The following is an 18580-nucleotide window of genomic DNA, read 5'->3' as shown; positions in this document are numbered from 1 at the left end:
ATTGATTAAAAAGTAAATGTAAGATATGAGTTAAAAAATAGGAACAACAAAAATAACATGTTGTTCCTAATTTTATTTTACAAATTTAAGATAAGAAATATTTTAAGCATTTATGCATGAAAAATAGCTTGTTCAAATTCTGCCAGTGCGTCCCAACGTAAAGCAGTAGCAGTGGTTAGATGGCTTTTTTGCTGCTGCTTTTGGGTTTGAATGTGGGTGACGATTTGGGTTTGTATTTCTAAATTTAAGATAGGTAGTGTTAACTTTTCCAAAAATAATTTTGGTACTCTTTGTTGACCCGCTGAACCCGTGAAATATTGAGTTGCAATTCTTCTTAAATGTTTAGTACGTAAAAGTATATGCAATAAATGAATGGAAAAATCATTATTTTTTGCTCGTAAAACATGAAATTCCGTTGAGCCGAACCCAAAGCCATTTTCTAAATTTGTTGCTATCGCAGACTTTCCATTTTCCATACATGGCGTAATTTTTGCCCAAATCAAATCATTTTCTTTAAATTTAGTATAGTTGGGTTTTAATATTTGTTTATCATGAACAGTAATTTCTCCATAAATATCAGAAATGTTTGTCATTGGAATAAAGCTAATTATTTGATTATTCGGAATCTTTGTTGTTGGATTAATTTCAAAAAAATTTGTTATTGGTTCATTTTTAAACTGTTTAGATATAAAAATGGTCTCGGCAGTAATCGCATCTTGACTGGCGACACCCCACAAATTCAACTCCCTAAAATTCACAAATCGTAATTTACCTGTTTCGGCTCTCTCAGTTTGGTGGATTTCAATACCAAGCTCTTCAAACAAATATTTCTCAATATCGCTATCTATTTGATTGGCTTGTTTTTCCAATTCATCAGCTTTTGCTATTTTGTCTTGGTAGGTTTGGACTAATGCTTTTTGGGTATTGATGTCGGGTAATGGGATTTTTTCCACCAGAAATAAATCTTCTTGTAAATAATGTCTATTTGTTGTCCCAACACTACTTTGCTGGCAAAATTTAATGAATTGTTTTGTGGTCGTAATTAGCTCAAGATATACAGGTTCAATTAATGAATAATCTACATCATAAGCCCAAAAATTTCCTGTAATAATTGCATTACTGGTATCTTTCTTAACAATGCCAAAAGCCCCATTTCTTGCATCAATTTTAGATAAAACAAATTGCTTTTCTTTTACTAAAAATTGATTTTTTGTACCAATTTCCTTGCCTAAAACTTCATCTCGTACAAAAACACCGCCATTATTCATTTTGATAGTTATTCTTTTATATTTTTTATTATCAGTTACTTGAATAGCTGTTTTGTTTCTTTTTAAAATTTTATTCAAAGGCACTAATTGAAAGTTATGATTGTAGCTTATCTCATTTTTTAATAAATGACTAACACTCCAATTTGTTAATTGTGAAAAATCCACAAAATGCAAAAATGCTGCCTGAAAATTTGTCGCTCCCATTATTCCACCTTCTGTTCAACTGTGCGTAAAGTGCGGTTTAATTTTCCGTTACTTTCGGTGTATTCGTAATGACAAGCGGTATGATTTTCCCAAATATTGGCAGATTGGCGGTATTGCGTATATTCGTCTTTAAGCGCTGGCAACTGGTTTTCAATCGCTACGCCTTTGCTGTCAATCCCTGTTTTTTCCACTTCGGCAAGCGGAATTTGATAATCAAATTTTTCTTTGATTGATTGGCGGATTTCATCTCGAATTTGAGTTTCTAGCGATTTAAGCTCCTCTTTGGCTTGTTTTTTATCCTCTTTAAGTTGTTTTTTAAAGATTTCCTGTTCGGCTTTTTGTTCGCTCGTGGCTTTGGCTGGCAATTTATTCGCTTTCTTATCCAAAATTGCTTGTAATTGAGCTTTTTTACTGGCGTATTTTTGCTCAATTTCGTTGATTGCTTGTGTTTGTGCGGTCAGATAGGCTTGCTCTTCACTTTTGGTAAAGCGTTTTAAAAAGACAAGGCTAGGTTTGACAGTTGCACCTGACGCAATAAACACATCTTGCGGAATGGAAGTAATTAAAATAATTTTTGCTTTGCCTTCAAAATATTGACGAACTTTTTGTAAATCGCCATTATTTAATACACCTTCGGGTAGCACAATACCCATACGCCCGCCTTTGCGTAACAATTTTAGGCAACGTTCAATAAACATCACCTCGGTTAATGTGCTGTATTGAGCTACATCGTATTTCTCTACGATTGCTTTATTTTCTTTAATGTCTTGCTCTCGTTTGTCAACAATGTCAGTATAGTTAGGATATTTATCAATCCATTTTTTGTAATGCGGTTTACTTTTTAAACTGTCTTCAGCGGTTATTTTTAAATCTTTTGCCACACGAGAACCAAAAGGTGGATTAGTTAAAATCACATCAAAACGCTCTTCAAAAATGCCGTTAATGTTTAGCAAGCCGTCATTATGGTGTACGCCACCGTGCCCATCACCATGCATAATCATATTCATTTTGGAAACACGAGCCATTCGTGGGTTTGCGTCTGTGCCGTAGATACAATTGTGTGAAAGCTGATAAATTCGGCTGTTTTTATTATCCAAGTTTAATTCATTATTTAATTCTACAAATAAATCATCTACTTGTTTTTCAATGCGTGCTTTTTCGCTGTCATTGGCGTTTTCGTATTGCTCATTGAAATAGCGGTTTTTGATATTTTCTTTTTCTCTTTCAATGGATTGCTTGATATTTTCACGCATATATTCAAAAGCGTTAATTAAAAATCCACCTGAACCGCAACAAGGATCGCATACTCGCTCGCCTTCTTGTGGATCTAGGATTTCGGTCATAAATTCCACAATGGTACGTGGTGTGAAAAATTGTCCCAATTCGCCACGGAATGTCGTACCTAAAAATTTCTCAAACGCAATACCTTTAACGTCATCGGATGTTTTAGAAAGATTATAAATCTGCAATTTTTCTACAATAGAAAGGAAACTTTCACGGCGGATTTTAATCACATCATCTTCTGAAAATAGGACTTCTTGTGAATATTTTTCTTTGGTTTGGCGGAAAATAATTTGAACATAATCAGTTTTTTTGTCATCGCCTTGCAGATAAGGGCGGACGTTGTCATTGTAGTTTTGTTCTTGGCTTTCAAATTCTGCTTTTGAGAAAATTTTAGTTTTATCATTATTGTTGCGGTTATCACGTTCAAATACGATTTTGGTAAACAAAATTTTACTGATTTCATCAAAAGCAGATTCAGGCGATAATTTGTCGTTGTTGCGGATGACATTGTGGCATTGTTGCAGTAGTTTGGCAAATTCATCTCGTTCAAAAACTTTTTCTTCTTTTAGGATTTGCTCAATGGCGTTACTGTTTAATTGTTTTGCTGTAGGTAAATCAGATAACTCTTTACCTAAATGTTTGGGTAATTTTTCTTTAAAAACTTGAAAATAGCGTGTTTCTTTGCTGTTGTGAGTAACAAAAAAATCGGCTCCAGCCCAAGTAGCATAATTCAATCCTTGGTAATAATCTTCAGGTTGAATAGTTACATTATCAGATTTGCATTCAATAACAATAGCGGCATGTTCATTATTTTTTTTTGATTGCTCATTTTTCCAAATGACAATATCTGCTCTAGCCCGCCCTGTGCCACGACTGGAATTAGTTAGGCTTAATTCTTGTGCCATTTGTTCAAGAGAGTAGCCATATTCATTAACTAATGTGCAGATGAATTTTTGACGTATTTCTTCTTCAGGAGAGTAGCTTAACCAACTATTTTTAAGAGGAGCAAAAATTTGATTTTTCTTTTCATTGAATTGATAGTCAAGAGTCATGTTATACCCCTTTCAGAATAAAGAGGTTTGACAAATAAGCAGAGGAATTTAGATTAATTGTATGGAACATTTTTGCGTCCTTTTTAATTTTAGAATATCAAGTAATTTATTGATTATAAAAGACTTCTTTAAAATCAATAGCAAAAGCTTCTTTAAGATTTTCAGGCATTGAACGATAATCAGAAATCAATTTTTCCTCTTGATTAGACAGATCACTTTCTTTGGTTGCTGATTGGAACATCGCCCCTTTACCTGTTAATAGCCAAGAGAGGCTAATTTCTAACGCTTCGTGAATTTTTGCCAACCCTTCCACATTTGGATCACGCCCTTCATTACGATAGTTCATCGCTGAACGATAAGAAATTTAGTACAGACTTATTTTTTATTCTAGTTTAATTAAGGAAGCATTACAACTATGCCTCAACACTTTCTACTTTCAAGCAAAGCCAAAACCCTTTCCATCCGTCAAGTAGTCAACTTGACCGATAAACAGGCGTTTAATTTGCTTTGTGACTTGAGAGAGGGAAGTCAAAATAAAGTAACTTGCCTTAAGTGCGGTTGTATTCATCAAGCCTATTTTATCACAAGTCGAAAACAATTTCGTTGTAAACATTGTCGACATGCCTTTAGCCCTACTTCAGGCACGATTTTTGCCAATCATAAACTATCTATCCAAACCCATGATCGCCGTTGTGTTATTTGTTAACGCGATAAAAGGCATTTCTACTTTGCAATTATCACGAGATTTGAAGGTACAGTATGAAACTACCTATGTCCTTGCTAATAAATTATGCAAAGCCCTACTTGAACAAAGAGAACTAACCCTTATGCACAGAGAAATTGATATGGATAGAATGTATGTTCATCCTGTCCCTCGTAAAGCCAATCGAAAAGTTGAGCATATTGATTATCGTTTAATCGTTTAAAAGAAAATAAAAATCCCAATAAACGTTGTGTGATAGTCGCTCGTAAACATTGAAAAAGAAGAAGGGAAAAAAAGGGGCAAAGCGTACCCATGTGTTTGTTATCTATTCTGAAAGCGCTTCTGTGATTAAAAAATTGCCTCAATAGTTTATTATCAAAAAGATCGGTTTTAGGTAAGTTTTGTAGCACAATAGATTTCTGCTGTACAATAAATTTCAACAGGATTTATAGTGTCTTCAATCGATTAAATCTTTGTGCAACTGCTACGTAATACCGCAAAACTTTCCCAAAACCCATTATACCTGCCTAAAAGAAACTTAATGCCCCCCTACACCACTTCTTGCTCCAACTGCACCCGTTTACCAATATCTTTCAGTTCTGAATATTGCTCAATCAATCTAGGGGCATCGTCTAAGCTAATAGCAAATGTCCATAGATAGCTAAATAATGCGTAAATATGCCCTGCGGAAAGGTTGGGAGCTAAGCTAAGCTTAATAATGGCAATGGTAAATAATAAACTCATGGTTGTACCTATACAGAGGTAACCTAATGCTTCACGGTTAGAAATTAAAATCCGCAATTTGGCAATAAAGCGGTAATGCTTGGTTAATTGGGCCTCTTTGCCACCTGAAATCATATGTACATCTTGCTCTAAGCGGTTATTCAGCTTGAAATAAAGCCGATCGTTGATTTGGGCAAATTTAGGCAAAAACCCCATAAATATCAATAAAATCAACAAGCCTGTCACTCCTACTAGTGGCTCTAATACGCACAACATTAAAGCCGCTCCAAATAAGGAAATCACTGCGGTTACAAAGGTTGGCAAATGTTCTTCAAAAAAATTCACAAACTCCCGTGATAAAGCCACTCTTGCAGTAATTGCTGATACTGCTTGCCCTTGTTTACGTTGGTTCACAATAATTGGTACAACCGTTTGTGCATAAATACGTGCGAATGTTCGTGTATCCACCGCACGCCGAGCTGATCCAATTAACCAAACGAATAAAACAAAAGCAGCATAACTTAATGCCAACCCTGTTTGTTTAGCCACCATGGCATTAATGGCAAAACTAGCCATGAGCGGATAAATCAAAATCAAAGCATTTTCTAATAATACCAGAGCAAAAGTTTGAATTAATTTAAGGTGATGATGGATAGCAATTTGTTTTAAGATCGTTTTCATAGCATTTTAAATAGTATTAAAATTGACTAAATTATAGTAAATTTTGGGACTATTGTAAAATATTATTTCTTATTTTCATGTTTTTAAGTTAAAATTAATCCATCTTAAAAATGACTAATAAAATGATATGCAGCAGTTAGATAAACTTGCACAATACCTTGGTGAAATTGAAACAGCAATGAATTTAATGGTAAAAAACTTAGGGTTTCACTACAATCATTATGCTGTACTGTACTGCCTTGCCTCATCAAAGGACAATCAAGTCACACAAAAACAAATTAGTGAGGAATGGTCTTTGCCTAAACAGACCGTATTTAATATTTGCCAAGACTATAAACAAAAGGGTTGGATTCTATTTCAAGAAAGCCCCAAAGACAAACGTGAGAAAATTCTACAACTTACTGATCTGGGTAACCAGCAAGCTATGCCGGTACTTTATGCCACCCAAGCTGTTAGCCAACAAGTCTTTCAGCGTTTTGGCAGTCAAAAAACCCAACAACTCTTTGCACTATTACAAGAATTTTCAGAGAGTTACACACAAGTATTAAGCCAAATCGAACACAAAAATAATTAAATCGCCAAACTAACATTTATATACCGCATCACCACCATTATAACGAGGCTTTTCTCACTCACTATCATCTTTAACCATGAACAAGCCTCTCCCATCAATATTAAAATCAATTTTCACCGCACTTTTCATCCATCACAATTTGACATATCTATAAATATAGATATAAAATACTCGTACTATGGAACTTATTGATATTTTAAAAACCTTAGGCAATGATTATCGCCTCCAAATGTTGCAGTGGCTGAAAGAGCCTGCCCTGCATTTTTCTGCTGAACATCTTGCCAGTACAGAAAAAGCATTTACAGGCGGTGTTTGCGTGGGGGCGATTGCCACCAAGTCAGGGTTGGCTCAATCGGTAGTGTCAGGCTACTTAAATAGCTTGAAGCAAACTGGTTTAGTGGAAACCAAGCGTATCGGTAAATGGACTTATTACCGTTATAACGCTCCAGCAGTTGCCGAGTTTTTAAGCCAGTTAGAACAACAGATTTAAGTTATTACGTCATCTGTTATGACGATTATTCTTGCCAATTCCGATTGGCATTTTATTGAATAAAACAAATCTACAATTTTAGATTTAAAGATAAAAGGAACTATCATGAATACACATTCCCCTTCTCTTTTTCAATCCTACACTTTCAATAATGGTGTGAACATTAAAAACCGCCTTGTTGTGGCACCTATGACGCATTATGCGTCCAATGAAGATGGTTCGATCAGCGAACAAGAACGCCGATTTTTAGCTCATCGTGCCACAGGCTTTGGCTTATTTATTACCGCAGCCACATTGGTTTCGCCAGAGGGAAAAGCCTTTGTAGGACAACCTTATGCATTCGATGATAAACACCTAGATAGTTTAAAAGCGACTGCACAAATTATCCAACAACAAGGAGCAAAAGCCATCTTACAAATTCATCACGGTGGCGATCGTGCGGTAGCGGATATTGTACCCAACCACCAAACCTACTCACCATCAGGCACGAATGGTAGTCAAGCTTTGACGCAAACACAGATCGAAGAAATTATTAAGGGTTTTGCCAAAGCCACAGAGCTCGCTATTCAAGCGGGTTTTGATGGTGTAGAAATTCACGGCGTTAATGGCTATTTGATCCAACAATTCTTCTCCGCTCAAAGCAACCAACGCCAAGACCAATGGGGCGGTTCACTTGAAAATCGTTTACGTTTTCCATTAGCGGTGATCCAAGCGGTACACCAAGTCAAACAACAGGCACAACGAGAAGACTTTATTATCGGTTACCGCTTCTCCCCTGAAGAAGCAGGCGACAAGGGCTTAACCATGCAAGATACTTTTGACCTTATTGATGCACTCGTGGATCAACCGCTGCAATACCTGCATGTTTCGCTATGGGATTTTTACAAACTAGCCAAACGCGGTGCGGATACGAACAAAACTCGTATCGAACAAATCCATCAACGTATCGCTGGCAAACTACCATTAATCGGTGTGGGTAATCTACTAAGTGCCGAACAAATTATCCATGCACTCAACACTGGCTGGGCAGAATTCATCGCAGTCGGTAAAGCAGTCATGATGAACCCTAACCTTGCAACCCTTATCCAAACGGGACAATATGACCAAATCGAAACCAGCATTGATCCTAACCGTGCCGATCATTACGACCTACCCGATAACCTTTGGGCACAGCAACTACAAGGACTGGCTTATTTACCTCCACTCAAAGGAAAAGATTGGCGTCCGTTGGATATTTGATTGAGTCAGAAAGAAATAGCTTGAATCTAAACAGGTCTAAACATCCATGTTTTTAGCGTATCTTATCACTATTCTGCTAAAAACATAGGATGTTCAATTAAACACCTCACTCACCACCACCTTATCATTATGCTTTTGGTTCAAACGCTCTGAGTCGTTTTTCTAATTCTTCAATCCAAGTATAAATCACTTCTGCCGCGTCCTCTTTAAAAGGTGCAATGGCGGCAAACTCTTCATATCGTTTGGGCGATATCCATAGTTCTTCAACTTGTTTAGCCAACTGCTCTTCTTTGCCTTTTTCGTAGTAAATAAACGCTTCAGGGTTCAAAATATCAGGTTCTACAAATAGTTGCTTTACCCCCCCCCAATAAATTGGAATACAGCCTGCCATAATCGATTCAAAAATCTTTTCTGTGATATAGCCTACGGATTCGGAATTTTCGGGGCAAAGGTTAAATCGATATTGTTTGAGATAGTCGATCTTGTCATCGTTAAACTTAGCTTTCAACTCATCCGTATTATTCATAAACTTACCTGCACAATCCACCGAAGCAATAGGCAAAATCAAATCAATCATTCTTTTGCGAATACCATTGGTATCATGACTAGAAATATGACTACAAAAACGGTTCCGCGAGGATTGTAAACGAAACTCGGGCTGATTCATTTTGCGAATAAATTCAGCAATCGATTCATGCGAAAAATGAGGTTTTTTGGTTAAACCACACAAATACCAAACCCATAAAGGAAAACGCAGATACTTAGGTTCCGTGCGGTATTCAAAACCCAAATATAAATCCACCATACGATAAAGCTCAGGATCTGAATAGCTGATACGATCAGGATGATAGATGTTTTCGCCTGTAAAAAACACTTTATAGCGTTCGGGGATTTTGGGAATAGCGGAGAGTTCTCCAAAACAAGAAATCAGTGCCGTTTGACTTAAATCTAGATTTTTTTCTTGAGCAAACTGATTAAAAAAAGTTTCATTTGATAAGGGCCAGAAATGATAATGTTTGATATGCCCAAATTCTTGAGGCTTAATGTCTTCTTGGTTTTCAGACGGAATATCTTTTTTCTTTTTTAATGTCCTGACTAATTTTTTTAACACGCTCATGATTATTTTCTCCCATAATCATCACTAAACCGCACGATATCATCTTCTCCTAAATAAGAGCCTGTCTGCACTTCAATCAACTCCAAAGGAATCTTACCAATGTTTTCAAGGCAATGTTGCTTACCCAACGGTATGTAAATCGATTGATTTTCTGTGACCAAATGCACTTGATTATCCAAAGTGACTCTAGCGGTGCCCGACACCACCACCCAATGTTCTGAGCGATGATGATGTAGTTGTAACGATAACTTGGCTCCCTCTTTTACCGTAATACGTTTTACCTGAAAACGACTACCTGAATCGATGGTTTCAAAGTGTCCCCAAGGGCGATACACCTTAGTATGTTGATAAATCGAATCATGCCCCTGTTCAGCCAGTGTTTGCACAACGTCTTTAACCTTTTGGGCAGAAGATTGAGGCGCCACTAACACCGCATCTTTGGTATGCACAATAATCATATTGTCCACATCAATCGCCGCAACCACTCCCGTTTCACTCATCACCAAGTTATCACGACAATCATGCAAGACAATCTGTTCGCCTAAAGTAACATTACCTTGTGCATCCTTTGATTCAGCGGTTTGCCATAGTGCATCCCATGCCCCAACATCGCTCCAAGCAAGATTTAAAGCCATTACCAAAGCATTTTGTGTATGCTCCATCACAGCATAATCAATAGAAATATTAGGGCAATCTGCGTAATAAGATGAGGCATGAACACGAACAAAATCGCCGTCTTTTTGAAAGGATTCACACGCTAACAGGCAGGATTGGTACACATCAGGGGCGTATTGCTGTAATTCTTGTAAGTATTGTTTAGCCGACAGCAAGAAAATACCGCTATTCCAAAGATATTCTCCACTATCTAAAAACTGCTGTGCTTGGGTCAAAGGTGGTTTTTCTACAAATTTTTCTAGTTCAAAAACCGCATCTTCATTAGCTAACAACGTTCCTTTCTTAATATAACCATATCCCGTTTCAGGACGATTCGGCACCATCCCAAACGTAACGATATGACCATGACTAGCGTACGACAACACATCGCGTACACTTTGTTTAAACGTCTCTTGAGGTTCAATAAGATGATCCGCTGGCATCACTAATAACACCGCTTCAGCATCTTTTTCTAAGGCATAAAAAGCCGCCATCGCTAAAGCGGGGGCAGTATTCTGAGCAATCGGTTCTAATAAAATATTTTCTTTCAAACACCCCAACTGTCGTAACTGTTCCGCCACGATAAACCGATGGTCTTCGGCACATACTACCAACGGCAGATTCATCTGTTCATCAAGGTGTTGAACACGTTTTAACGTACGTTGAAAAAAAGTTTCTTTATGACCAAAAGATAAAAACTGTTTGGGATATTGTTCACGAGAGGCTGGCCACAGACGACTACCTTTACCGCCAGCCAAAATAACAGGATATAAACTCATTATTCCTCCTAAGATCGATAGTCGTTTTGATGGTTTAAAAACCATTCATAACTTGCTTTTAATCCCTCTTTTAAGTCTATTTGAGCCTCCCAACCCAATGACTTTAATTTGCTGACATCTAATAATTTTCGAGGCGTGCCATCGGGTTTACTTTGATCCCACATAATCTCACCCGTATAGCCCACTACTTCTGCGATCGCAACGGCTAATTCTTTAATCGAGCAATCTTGACCCGTGCCTACATTCAGATGACTTAACATCGGCTGCGTCACAGATTGATACGTTTCTTGAGGCAAATTCATCACGAAAATACTAGCTGCTGCCATATCATCTACATACAAAAACTCACGCTTGGCTTGTCCACTGCCCCAGACCGTAACCGTAGGTTGGCGTTCAATCTTAGCCTCATGAAAACGACGTAATAAGGCAGGAACGACATGACTGTTTTCAGGATGGAAATTATCATGCGGACCATATAAGTTCGTTGGCATCACACTACGAAAATCGCATCCATACTGACGATGATAACTTTCACATAATTTAATACCCGCAATTTTTGCGATCGCATACGGTTCATTAGTCGGCTCCAAAGCTCCCGTTAACAAAGCCGATTCCTGCATAGGTTGCGTCGCATGTTTGGGATATATGCAACTGGACCCCAACAGTAATAATTTAGAGACACCCGTTTGATACGCACTATGAATCACATTGCACTCAATCATGAGATTTTGATAGATAAATTCAGCGGGATAGGCATGATTGGCATGAATACCGCCGACCTTTGCAGCGGCCAAATAAACTTCATCAATCGCATGAGTCGCAAAAAACTGATGAACTGCTGACTGGTTTAATAAATCTAACGTTTGGCGATCAGCCGTTAACACCTCAACATTAGGATCTTTCTGCAATGCCCTAAGCAGTGCTGATCCAACCATGCCTTTATGTCCAGCGACAAAAATTCTTTTTTTCATACGTTAAACCATTAAGCGTGTTGACGTAGTAAATACTCTTGTTTTGCTAACTTCAAGTCTTCTGCAACCATCTCCGAACACATTTGTTCCATGGTGATGTCAGGCTGCCAACCCAATTTGTCTTTAGCCAAAGACGCATCCCCTAACAGCGTTTCCACCTCTGACGGACGGAAATACTCAGGGTGTACACGAACCAACACATCGCCTACTTTAATATGCTGACTAAAGGCCTCATCTACTTTTTCGACAATCCCTATCTCCGACAAGCCCTCGCCCTCGAAACGTAACTCAATACCTAGTTCTTTAGCGGATAATCGTACAAAATCACGAACACTGCATTGTTTTCCAGAAGCAATCACAAAGTCTTGAGGTTTTTCTTGTTGCAACATCATCCATTGCATTTTGACATAGTCTTTAGCATGTCCCCAATCACGCAACGCATTCAAATTACCTAAAAACAGGCATTTTGACAAACCCATCGCGATTCGAGTTAATTCTCGAGTGATTTTACGCGTCACAAACGTTTCTCCACGACGTGGTGATTCGTGGTTAAACAAAATACCATTGCACGCATAGATACCATAAGCTTCACGATAATTGACCGTAATCCAATAAGCATACAACTTCGCTACGGCATAAGGAGAACGAGGATAAAAAGGCGTACTTTCTCTTTGGGGGATTTCTTGAACCAAACCATAAAGCTCAGAAGTACTGGCTTGATAAAAACGAGTTTTGTTTTCTAAACTCAAAAAGCGTATGGCTTCTAATAAACGCAAAGTCCCCAAAGCATCCACATTCGCGGTATATTCAGGCATTTCAAAACTAACCGCCACATGGCTTTGAGCAGCCAAGTTATACACCTCATCAGGCTGAATTTCTGCCATTAATCGTGTTAAATTCAAAGAATCCGTCAAATCACCATAATGCAAAAAGAAATTAGCTGCTTCCTGATGTTTGTCTTGATAAATATGGTCAATCCTATCCGTATTAAACGATGATGCTCTACGTTTAATACCATGAACCTCATAACCTTTTTCCAATAAAAATTCAGCAAGGTACGAACCGTCTTGCCCTGTAACACCTGTTATCAACGCCTTCTTCATCTTATCGTTCCACCAAATTATTGAATAGTCTTCATTATACTTTATTGAGTGCATGAGAACTAGATTTATTGTGATAGTTTTTTTGATTCACGCACATTTCTTTAGTCCATAAAAAAACCATTCACACTTGCAATAAGCCAGCATGAATGGTTATCTTAATGTTTAATCAGTGATTAATACATACCTTCACGTTCTTCACGTGTGCTGATGTAAATATTTTTCACTTGAGTGTAAGCATCTAACATCATTTTGTGCGTCTCACGACCAATACCAGAAGCTTTATAGCCTCCAAATGGTGCTGCTGCAGGCAAACGGTTATAGCAGTTCACCCAAACACGACCTGTTTCTAAGCCACGTGCGACACGCAAGCAACGATTAATATCCTTACTCCAAACACCGCCACCCAAGCCATATTCAGAATCGTTTGCCATCTGAATCACTTCTTCTTCAGTCTTGAACTTAATCACTGTTGCGACAGGACCAAAGATTTCTTCTTGGGCTACTTTAGCGTGGTTAGTGCCGATTTCAAGCAAAGTAGGTTCTAAAAACTGACCTTGAGCTAATGCCCCTTGTTCAATTTTCTTACCACCTGTGATTAATTTGCATCCCTCCTGCTCACCAATATGAACATATTTCAAAATCTGTTCTAACTGATGTGCATTGACCTGAGAGCCCATTTGCGTATCATCTTCCCAAGGCAAGCCCACTTTCACTTTTTTGAACTCAGCACTCAATGCCTCGATGAAACAGTCATAAATCGACTCTTGCACAAAAATACGAGAACCTGCACAACATACCTGCCCTTGGTTAAACAGAATACCTTTTTGGGCCCCCTCAATCGCTTTATCAAAAGGCATATCATCAAAGAAGATATTGGCAGATTTACCACCCAACTCCAACGTAGCAGGAATCAACATTTCTGCTGCAGCCACCGCAATACGACGACCAATTTCTGTCGATCCTGTAAAGGCTAGTTTGTTAAAGCCTTTATGTTGCAACATATACTCACCCGACTTACTACCACGACCTGTAATCACGTTCAAAACGCCTTTCGGTAGCAAATGATTAATCTTTTGAGCAAAGGATAATAGGCTTAGAGACGTACTACTTGATGGGTGAATCACAATCGTACAACCTGCTGCCAAAGCGGGCGCAATCTTCCAAGCTGCCATTAAGAACGGGAAGTTCCAAGGAATAATCTGCCCCACCACACCAATCGGTTCACGTAGGATCAAAGACAAATCTTCTTCATCTAACTGATTAGCACTGCCTTCTTCACCACGAATAACTCCTGCAAAATAACGGAAATGGTCAGATGCTAAAGGAATATCTGCCGCACGTGTTTCACGAATCGGTTTACCATTATCTAGTGTTTCTTGTAGCGCAAATAATTCTGCGTGTTCATCGATTACATCCGCAATCTTATTCAAAATCGCTGCACGTTCAACGACGGTTGTTTTCTTCCATGTTTTAAACGCATTCTGAGCGGCAACTACCGCTGCATCAACATCGGCATCAGACGCATCCACAAACTTGGCAAGCTCCTGTCCGTTGGCTGGGTTATAAGAGCTCATCAACTCTCCACCCATTTCCCATTCGCCGTTAATCAATAAACCGTATTCTTGATCAAATACATTTAAATTTTTTGTCATAATATGTCCCCTTTATTAGAACAAATTTAACGATAATATGCACAAAATCAACTTATTACAATCGACTCCACACATCCCATCAAAGTGTCATAATACACTTATTTTTAGTATAAACTTATTTAACAAATATGCAAGATAAACAAGGGTAAATCCCTATAAAATTCATCAAAAATCCTACGTTATTTTAATTAGTTAAGAATGTTGATTAGAGTAAGAACAGTGGTTAAACCATTTGAATTTACTGGATTGAACTAAGATAGTCGGATCCTTTATACTTGATAATTTTATTATGAACACTGATGTTTGCGAAATCTCCAATAGACTAAGACAATTGATTGAATAAGCAGTATCGAATACGATATTATAGATATTCCTTAATTAAGGAGACAGAGATGAGTTCACATACGATTATTCATAATCCAATCACGCACCGCTTTGAATTAGAAGGATATGAGGACAAAGCATTTTTAGCCTATCGATGGATCAATGAACCCTCAGAAATCGACTATTATCACACGGAAGTTGCTCCAGAGCTAGGTGGACAAGGCATTGGTAAAAAACTAGCACTTTTTGCTTTAAACTATGCCAAAGAACATGGTATCAAGGTCAAAGCGACATGCCCTTTTGTTGCACGTTTGATGTAAGCATGAAGAGAGTCTCGTGTATGAAAACGAATTTTAAAGATGAGGCTAATATCGCCACGAGATTCTCGTACTTTTATATCTGACAGCCACATCCATATGGCAAGTCCAGCTGATATAAACATCAGCATTTTCGCTTCGTCAAACTCTCATTATGTATCGCGTTTAGTTTTAAAATTTCACGCCTAAATTCACTACCCAAGCACGTCCGGGCTCCCAAAACTGATCGCGAAACGAAGCATTTTGAGCATTAACATTTTCCCAACGTTGATATTGTTTATCAAATACGTTGTAAAGCATAATATTTAAGTCCAACCGTTTGCCAAGCGAATACCCTACACCTACATCCAAGGTTGCCCAACCAGCCATAGGAGGCGGTGTTCCACCGATCACATTATCATATTGTCCAATATCCTTGGCTTTCTTTGCTTTAGAAAAATTAACTCGAGCAAAGGCATTGATATCGCCACGTTTAAAATTTAAACTCGCATAACCATTTAACGGAGCGATAGAATTGACAGGTAATCCATGAGCTTTATCCTTTCCTTTTGAATAAGAAATGGCGGCCACTAATCGCCAATATTTCAATGCATCACTTAACCCACCAAAGTCCACCTCGCCCTTATATTCAATCGAACGGATGCGAACAGGTTCTGTAAAATTAACAAGCATTCTGGAGCGACACGTCCCTGCATGACAATTCATGCTTTTACCTTCTAATTTATCAATCACTTTGGTATCGGCTAATTCAATATTTTGCTGGTACCAAGCGGTTTTCCAAGCCCAACCTAATGAAACCGCCTGTGATTTTTCAGGTTTCAAATTAGGATTAGGAAGTGCTTCCCAATGAAAATAAGTGGATGGATTTAATTCAGCATATCCTGGAAATCGATGAGCCTGAGAATAAGATAAACTCACATAATGCGAGGTATTTATTTCCCAACCGAATGCCAAAGCATAATCCCAAGCATAAAATTTCTTGGCTTGATTGCTTTGATAAAGATCGTGGCTTTCTCCTTCCCTCAATTCATAATCACCGTCCACAAAAGAATGTTCTTTAAGTTTGGTGTATTTAAGGCTAGGTGTCATACTAATCGGCCCATCTCGATATTGCACGCGATCACTGATAAAAACTGATTGTTCAACACGCTTAGAATCAGGAAAATAAGAAGAGGCTCCCGTTTTTTTCGTCCACTCTCGATTCTGATATATCGTATTTTGATAAGCAATCCGGTTCGTTAATTCAGATTGACGATAATTCACACCATAATCCCATCTATGTTTCAGCAATCCCGTTTCCATCCACTTAATCGCATTAAGCTGAATCGTTTTGGTACGCGTGTGATACATATTATGGGCGAGAATATCGGCATAATTATCCGTTCCCAAGGTTTTTTGATTGAGAAGATTTTGATGCACTTGTTCCGTTTTCATACTCGCTAAGGTCCAGCTAATCTGGTCCGTTAGAGGCGTAACCTCATCATGTTCACCTTTTAACATTAAAGTCAATCGCTTCATTTGTCGTGAATCCCACACTTTTTCATGTGTTTGTTCAAATTTCAATTCTTCTTTTACCGCTTCTTTCCTCATACTTTCAAAGCGATCAATGGTCAAAGACAAACGGTTTCTTTCATTAATATCCCAATGCCATTTATTTAAAAAACTATACGTGTTCAATACATATTTATCGGAGATATCTTTAGTGACGGTTTTATAGGTATCGTACTTGGGTTCGTCGCCATAGATATCGTTATAAAGCTCATCTATCTCTTCTTGCGTCATCTCACTCACATCAAAACCCGACTCTTGCATATCCTCTAAAAAATACGGCCACTTTCCCTCTTCATCAATCACCTCTTGACTGTGCAAATGATCAAATTGCACCTCATGCGTACGTCTTTTTGTGTACTGCAACAGCATCGAAAACTTATCTGTTTTAATTGCCGTAGCCCCTGTTACAAACTTCCCTCGATAACGTCCATCATAGCCAGTTCGTAACTGACCACCCAGCTTACGATCAGGCAACAACACATCCTCTGGTTCTTTGGTACGCAACGCCACCACACCACCCATTGCACTAACCGCACTAGAAACCGTCGGTCCTCGATCAATCGTAACGGTAGAAATCGTGGATGAATCAAAATAGCCAATACCATGATCTTTGGCTTGGTGAGAAAAAGCAAAGCTCTCAGGCAAAGTTAAACCATCCAATGTCATCTGAATACGACCAGAATTTTGCCCGTACATATCCGGTTTGCCTCCCAATCCCCGAATATTCAAATTAGCAATACCCCCTTCACTATTCGTCACCAAATTCACACCTGGACTGTCATTTAGAAAATCTCTTAAAGAAACGTTTGGGTCAGCTCTCATTTGTGTGGTTTTGCCAATCGTACGAGTTACCACCGTTCTTTGCCCTTTTACCTCTATCTTTTTTAAGATAGCAGACGGTTGTGCTGCCATGACCAATGACGAACTGAACAAACACATCAGCATACCTGTCAAAGCAAGATAACACCTTAAGCACGATCGTTTTTGTTGATGTACTCCTTGCCTTTTAAACATGCCTTGAGAAATGTTTTTCAAAATGTAAAAACTTAACCACGATCGATTTTGTTGATAAGACCGTTGTGCCTTAAAGTGATACTGAGAAAAGTTTTGTTTTACAGTTATTTTTCTGTTCGTCCATAAAAAACACTTTTTAAACTTCTGAAAACACGATTCCTTTCTCAGCATTTATCCCCTCTTTTTTTATATTTAAACTGTTATTGTAAATAATAATCATAATCATTTTCAAAATCAAGTGAAAGAAAAAGCATTACCCTGTTCGGCTAGAAATTTTTTTGCTTGAAATTTCATTCTTTGCCCCCATCTACACTCAAGATATTAATAAAAAGGAACAAATATGGAACAATTTCATGCTACTACGATTGTTTGTGTACGTCGTGGAAATCAAGTCGCCATTGGTGGAGATGGCCAAGTGACATTAGGAAATATCGTTATCAAAGGCACCGCACGTAAAATTCGCCGCTTATTTCATGGAAAAGTATTAGCTGGATTTGCCGGTGCCACAGCTGATGCTTTTTCTTTATTAGAATTATTTGAAGCAAAATTAGAAAAACACCAAGGTCATCTCATGCGTGCAGCAGTTGAATTAACCAAAGACTGGCGTACTGACCGAGTATTAAGACGATTAGAAGCCATGTTAATTGTCGCGGATAAAGATAACACCTTAGTGTTGACCGGTAATGGCGATGTATTAGAACCTGAACACAGCTTGGCTGCGATTGGTTCTGGCGGTCCTTATGCCCAATCTGCAGCCATTGCACTATTACAAAACACCGATTTAACGCCAGCTGAAATTGTTAAGAAATCATTAGAAATCGCTGGTGATATGTGTATTTACACAAATGGCAATCATGTAATTGAAACGTTAGAATAAAGA

General features: G+C 38.1%; 17 protein-coding genes. 7 read left to right on the top strand and 10 right to left on the bottom strand.

Annotated elements, in window-relative coordinates; all coding sequences use genetic code 11:
• Positions 1–110: 110 nt before the first annotated feature.
• From IX83_RS08565 to IX83_RS03880, 3 genes are all read right to left on the bottom strand, one after another.
• Positions 111–1472, bottom strand: a complete 1362-nt coding sequence (locus IX83_RS08565) for a restriction endonuclease subunit S (protein ID WP_051919237.1) — start codon at positions 1470–1472, stop codon at positions 111–113.
• Positions 1472–3808, bottom strand: a complete 2337-nt coding sequence (locus tag IX83_RS03885; protein ID WP_038499442.1) for an N-6 DNA methylase — start codon at positions 3806–3808, stop codon at positions 1472–1474. The genes IX83_RS08565 and IX83_RS03885 overlap by 1 nt, the downstream gene beginning before the upstream one ends.
• Before the next feature lie 106 nt (positions 3809–3914).
• Positions 3915–4154, bottom strand: a complete 240-nt coding sequence (locus tag IX83_RS03880; protein WP_077315959.1) for a transcriptional regulator — start codon at positions 4152–4154, stop codon at positions 3915–3917.
• A 69-nt stretch (positions 4155–4223) separates the two neighbouring features.
• On the opposite strand from IX83_RS03880, the gene IX83_RS09175 reads away from it, so the two are divergent.
• Both IX83_RS09175 and IX83_RS08560 read left to right on the top strand, forming a co-directional pair.
• Positions 4224–4514 carry a transposase gene (locus IX83_RS09175; protein WP_077315958.1) on the top strand — a complete coding sequence of 97 codons (291 nt, stop codon included), beginning with the start codon at positions 4224–4226 and terminating at the stop codon, positions 4512–4514.
• A complete protein-coding gene (locus tag IX83_RS08560; RefSeq protein WP_162472469.1) occupies positions 4459–4734 on the top strand; it encodes a hypothetical protein in 276 nt (91 codons plus the stop codon). The genes IX83_RS09175 and IX83_RS08560 overlap by 56 nt, the downstream gene beginning before the upstream one ends.
• A gap of 326 nt (positions 4735–5060) precedes the next feature.
• Here IX83_RS08560 and IX83_RS03870 read toward each other — a convergent pair whose 3' ends face one another.
• Complete coding sequence (locus tag IX83_RS03870) at positions 5061–5915, bottom strand: ABC transporter six-transmembrane domain-containing protein (RefSeq protein ID WP_038499437.1); 855 nt, start codon at positions 5913–5915, stop codon at positions 5061–5063.
• 127 nt (positions 5916–6042) lie between these two features.
• Between IX83_RS03870 and IX83_RS03865 the strand changes: the two genes are divergently transcribed.
• The 3 genes from IX83_RS03865 (at position 6043) to IX83_RS03855 (ending at position 8218) form a co-directional block, all read left to right on the top strand.
• Positions 6043–6489, top strand: coding sequence for a MarR family winged helix-turn-helix transcriptional regulator (locus IX83_RS03865; protein ID WP_038499434.1), 447 nt, complete (start codon positions 6043–6045; stop codon positions 6487–6489).
• A 178-nt stretch (positions 6490–6667) separates the two neighbouring features.
• Positions 6668–6979: an ArsR/SmtB family transcription factor gene (locus tag IX83_RS03860; protein WP_038499431.1), complete on the top strand. Its 312-nt coding sequence runs from the start codon at positions 6668–6670 to the stop codon at positions 6977–6979.
• Between the two features lie 105 nt (positions 6980–7084).
• Positions 7085–8218, top strand: a complete 1134-nt coding sequence (locus tag IX83_RS03855; protein WP_038499428.1) for an NADH-dependent flavin oxidoreductase — start codon at positions 7085–7087, stop codon at positions 8216–8218.
• Between the two features lie 127 nt (positions 8219–8345).
• On the opposite strand, the gene IX83_RS03850 is transcribed toward IX83_RS03855, so the two are convergent.
• From IX83_RS03850 to IX83_RS03830, 5 genes are all read right to left on the bottom strand, one after another.
• The gene (locus IX83_RS03850; protein WP_038499425.1) at positions 8346–9335 is read right to left on the bottom strand and encodes a glycosyltransferase family 10 domain-containing protein; all 990 of its coding nucleotides are present in this window, start codon (positions 9333–9335) and stop codon (positions 8346–8348) included.
• A gap of 2 nt (positions 9336–9337) precedes the next feature.
• On the bottom strand, positions 9338–10768 hold the full coding sequence (locus tag IX83_RS03845) for a mannose-1-phosphate guanylyltransferase/mannose-6-phosphate isomerase (protein WP_038499422.1): 1431 nt from the start codon (positions 10766–10768) through the stop codon (positions 9338–9340).
• A gap of 8 nt (positions 10769–10776) precedes the next feature.
• Positions 10777–11739 carry a GDP-L-fucose synthase gene (gene fcl / locus IX83_RS03840; RefSeq protein ID WP_038499419.1) on the bottom strand — a complete coding sequence of 321 codons (963 nt, stop codon included), beginning with the start codon at positions 11737–11739 and terminating at the stop codon, positions 10777–10779.
• Between the two features lie 11 nt (positions 11740–11750).
• Positions 11751–12842, bottom strand: a complete 1092-nt coding sequence (gmd, locus tag IX83_RS03835; RefSeq protein ID WP_038499416.1) for a GDP-mannose 4,6-dehydratase — start codon at positions 12840–12842, stop codon at positions 11751–11753.
• A gap of 173 nt (positions 12843–13015) precedes the next feature.
• On the bottom strand, positions 13016–14494 hold the full coding sequence (locus tag IX83_RS03830) for an aldehyde dehydrogenase family protein (RefSeq protein WP_038499413.1): 1479 nt from the start codon (positions 14492–14494) through the stop codon (positions 13016–13018).
• 392 nt (positions 14495–14886) lie between these two features.
• On the opposite strand from IX83_RS03830, the gene IX83_RS03825 reads away from it, so the two are divergent.
• Entirely contained in the window at positions 14887–15138 is a 252-nt protein-coding gene (locus tag IX83_RS03825; RefSeq protein ID WP_038499409.1) for a GNAT family N-acetyltransferase, read from the top strand.
• A 168-nt stretch (positions 15139–15306) separates the two neighbouring features.
• Here the strand turns inward: IX83_RS03825 and IX83_RS03820 are convergent, their stop codons facing one another.
• Complete coding sequence (locus tag IX83_RS03820; protein ID WP_158074733.1) at positions 15307–17598, bottom strand: TonB-dependent receptor domain-containing protein; 2292 nt, start codon at positions 17596–17598, stop codon at positions 15307–15309.
• Positions 17599–18040: 442 nt separating this feature from the next.
• On the opposite strand from IX83_RS03820, the gene hslV reads away from it, so the two are divergent.
• Complete coding sequence (hslV, locus tag IX83_RS03815; RefSeq protein WP_038499404.1) at positions 18041–18577, top strand: ATP-dependent protease subunit HslV; 537 nt, start codon at positions 18041–18043, stop codon at positions 18575–18577.
• Positions 18578–18580: the final 3 nt, after the last annotated feature.

Origin of the sequence: Basilea psittacipulmonis DSM 24701 (assembly GCF_000743945.1) — a bacterium.
Classification (GTDB): Bacteria; Pseudomonadota; Gammaproteobacteria; order Burkholderiales; family Burkholderiaceae_B; genus Basilea; species Basilea psittacipulmonis.
The sequence above is the reverse complement of the archived record's forward strand: the minus strand, read 5'-3'. Positions and strand labels throughout refer to the sequence as shown.

What these genes read in the sequence shown, in the direction of transcription:
- IX83_RS08565 (WP_051919237.1), bottom strand. Translation starts at nt 1,472, where the DNA reads ATGGGAGCGACAAATTTTCAGGCAGCATTTTTGCATTTTGTGGATTTT.
- IX83_RS03885 (WP_038499442.1), bottom strand. Translation starts at nt 3,808, where the DNA reads ATGACTCTTGACTATCAATTCAATGAAAAGAAAAATCAAATTTTTGCT.
- IX83_RS03880 (WP_077315959.1), bottom strand. Translation starts at nt 4,154, where the DNA reads ATGAACTATCGTAATGAAGGGCGTGATCCAAATGTGGAAGGGTTGGCA.
- IX83_RS09175 (WP_077315958.1), top strand. Translation starts at nt 4,224, where the DNA reads ATGCCTCAACACTTTCTACTTTCAAGCAAAGCCAAAACCCTTTCCATC.
- IX83_RS03870 (WP_038499437.1), bottom strand. Translation starts at nt 5,915, where the DNA reads ATGAAAACGATCTTAAAACAAATTGCTATCCATCATCACCTTAAATTA.
- IX83_RS03865 (WP_038499434.1), top strand. Translation starts at nt 6,043, where the DNA reads ATGCAGCAGTTAGATAAACTTGCACAATACCTTGGTGAAATTGAAACA.
- IX83_RS03860 (WP_038499431.1), top strand. Translation starts at nt 6,668, where the DNA reads ATGGAACTTATTGATATTTTAAAAACCTTAGGCAATGATTATCGCCTC.
- IX83_RS03855 (WP_038499428.1), top strand. Translation starts at nt 7,085, where the DNA reads ATGAATACACATTCCCCTTCTCTTTTTCAATCCTACACTTTCAATAAT.
- IX83_RS03850 (WP_038499425.1), bottom strand. Translation starts at nt 9,335, where the DNA reads ATGAGCGTGTTAAAAAAATTAGTCAGGACATTAAAAAAGAAAAAAGAT.
- IX83_RS03845 (WP_038499422.1), bottom strand. Translation starts at nt 10,768, where the DNA reads ATGAGTTTATATCCTGTTATTTTGGCTGGCGGTAAAGGTAGTCGTCTG.
- fcl (WP_038499419.1), bottom strand. Translation starts at nt 11,739, where the DNA reads ATGAAAAAAAGAATTTTTGTCGCTGGACATAAAGGCATGGTTGGATCA.
- gmd (WP_038499416.1), bottom strand. Translation starts at nt 12,842, where the DNA reads ATGAAGAAGGCGTTGATAACAGGTGTTACAGGGCAAGACGGTTCGTAC.
- IX83_RS03830 (WP_038499413.1), bottom strand. Translation starts at nt 14,494, where the DNA reads ATGACAAAAAATTTAAATGTATTTGATCAAGAATACGGTTTATTGATT.
- IX83_RS03825 (WP_038499409.1), top strand. Translation starts at nt 14,887, where the DNA reads ATGAGTTCACATACGATTATTCATAATCCAATCACGCACCGCTTTGAA.
- IX83_RS03820 (WP_158074733.1), bottom strand. Translation starts at nt 17,598, where the DNA reads ATGGCAGCACAACCGTCTGCTATCTTAAAAAAGATAGAGGTAAAAGGG.
- hslV (WP_038499404.1), top strand. Translation starts at nt 18,041, where the DNA reads ATGGAACAATTTCATGCTACTACGATTGTTTGTGTACGTCGTGGAAAT.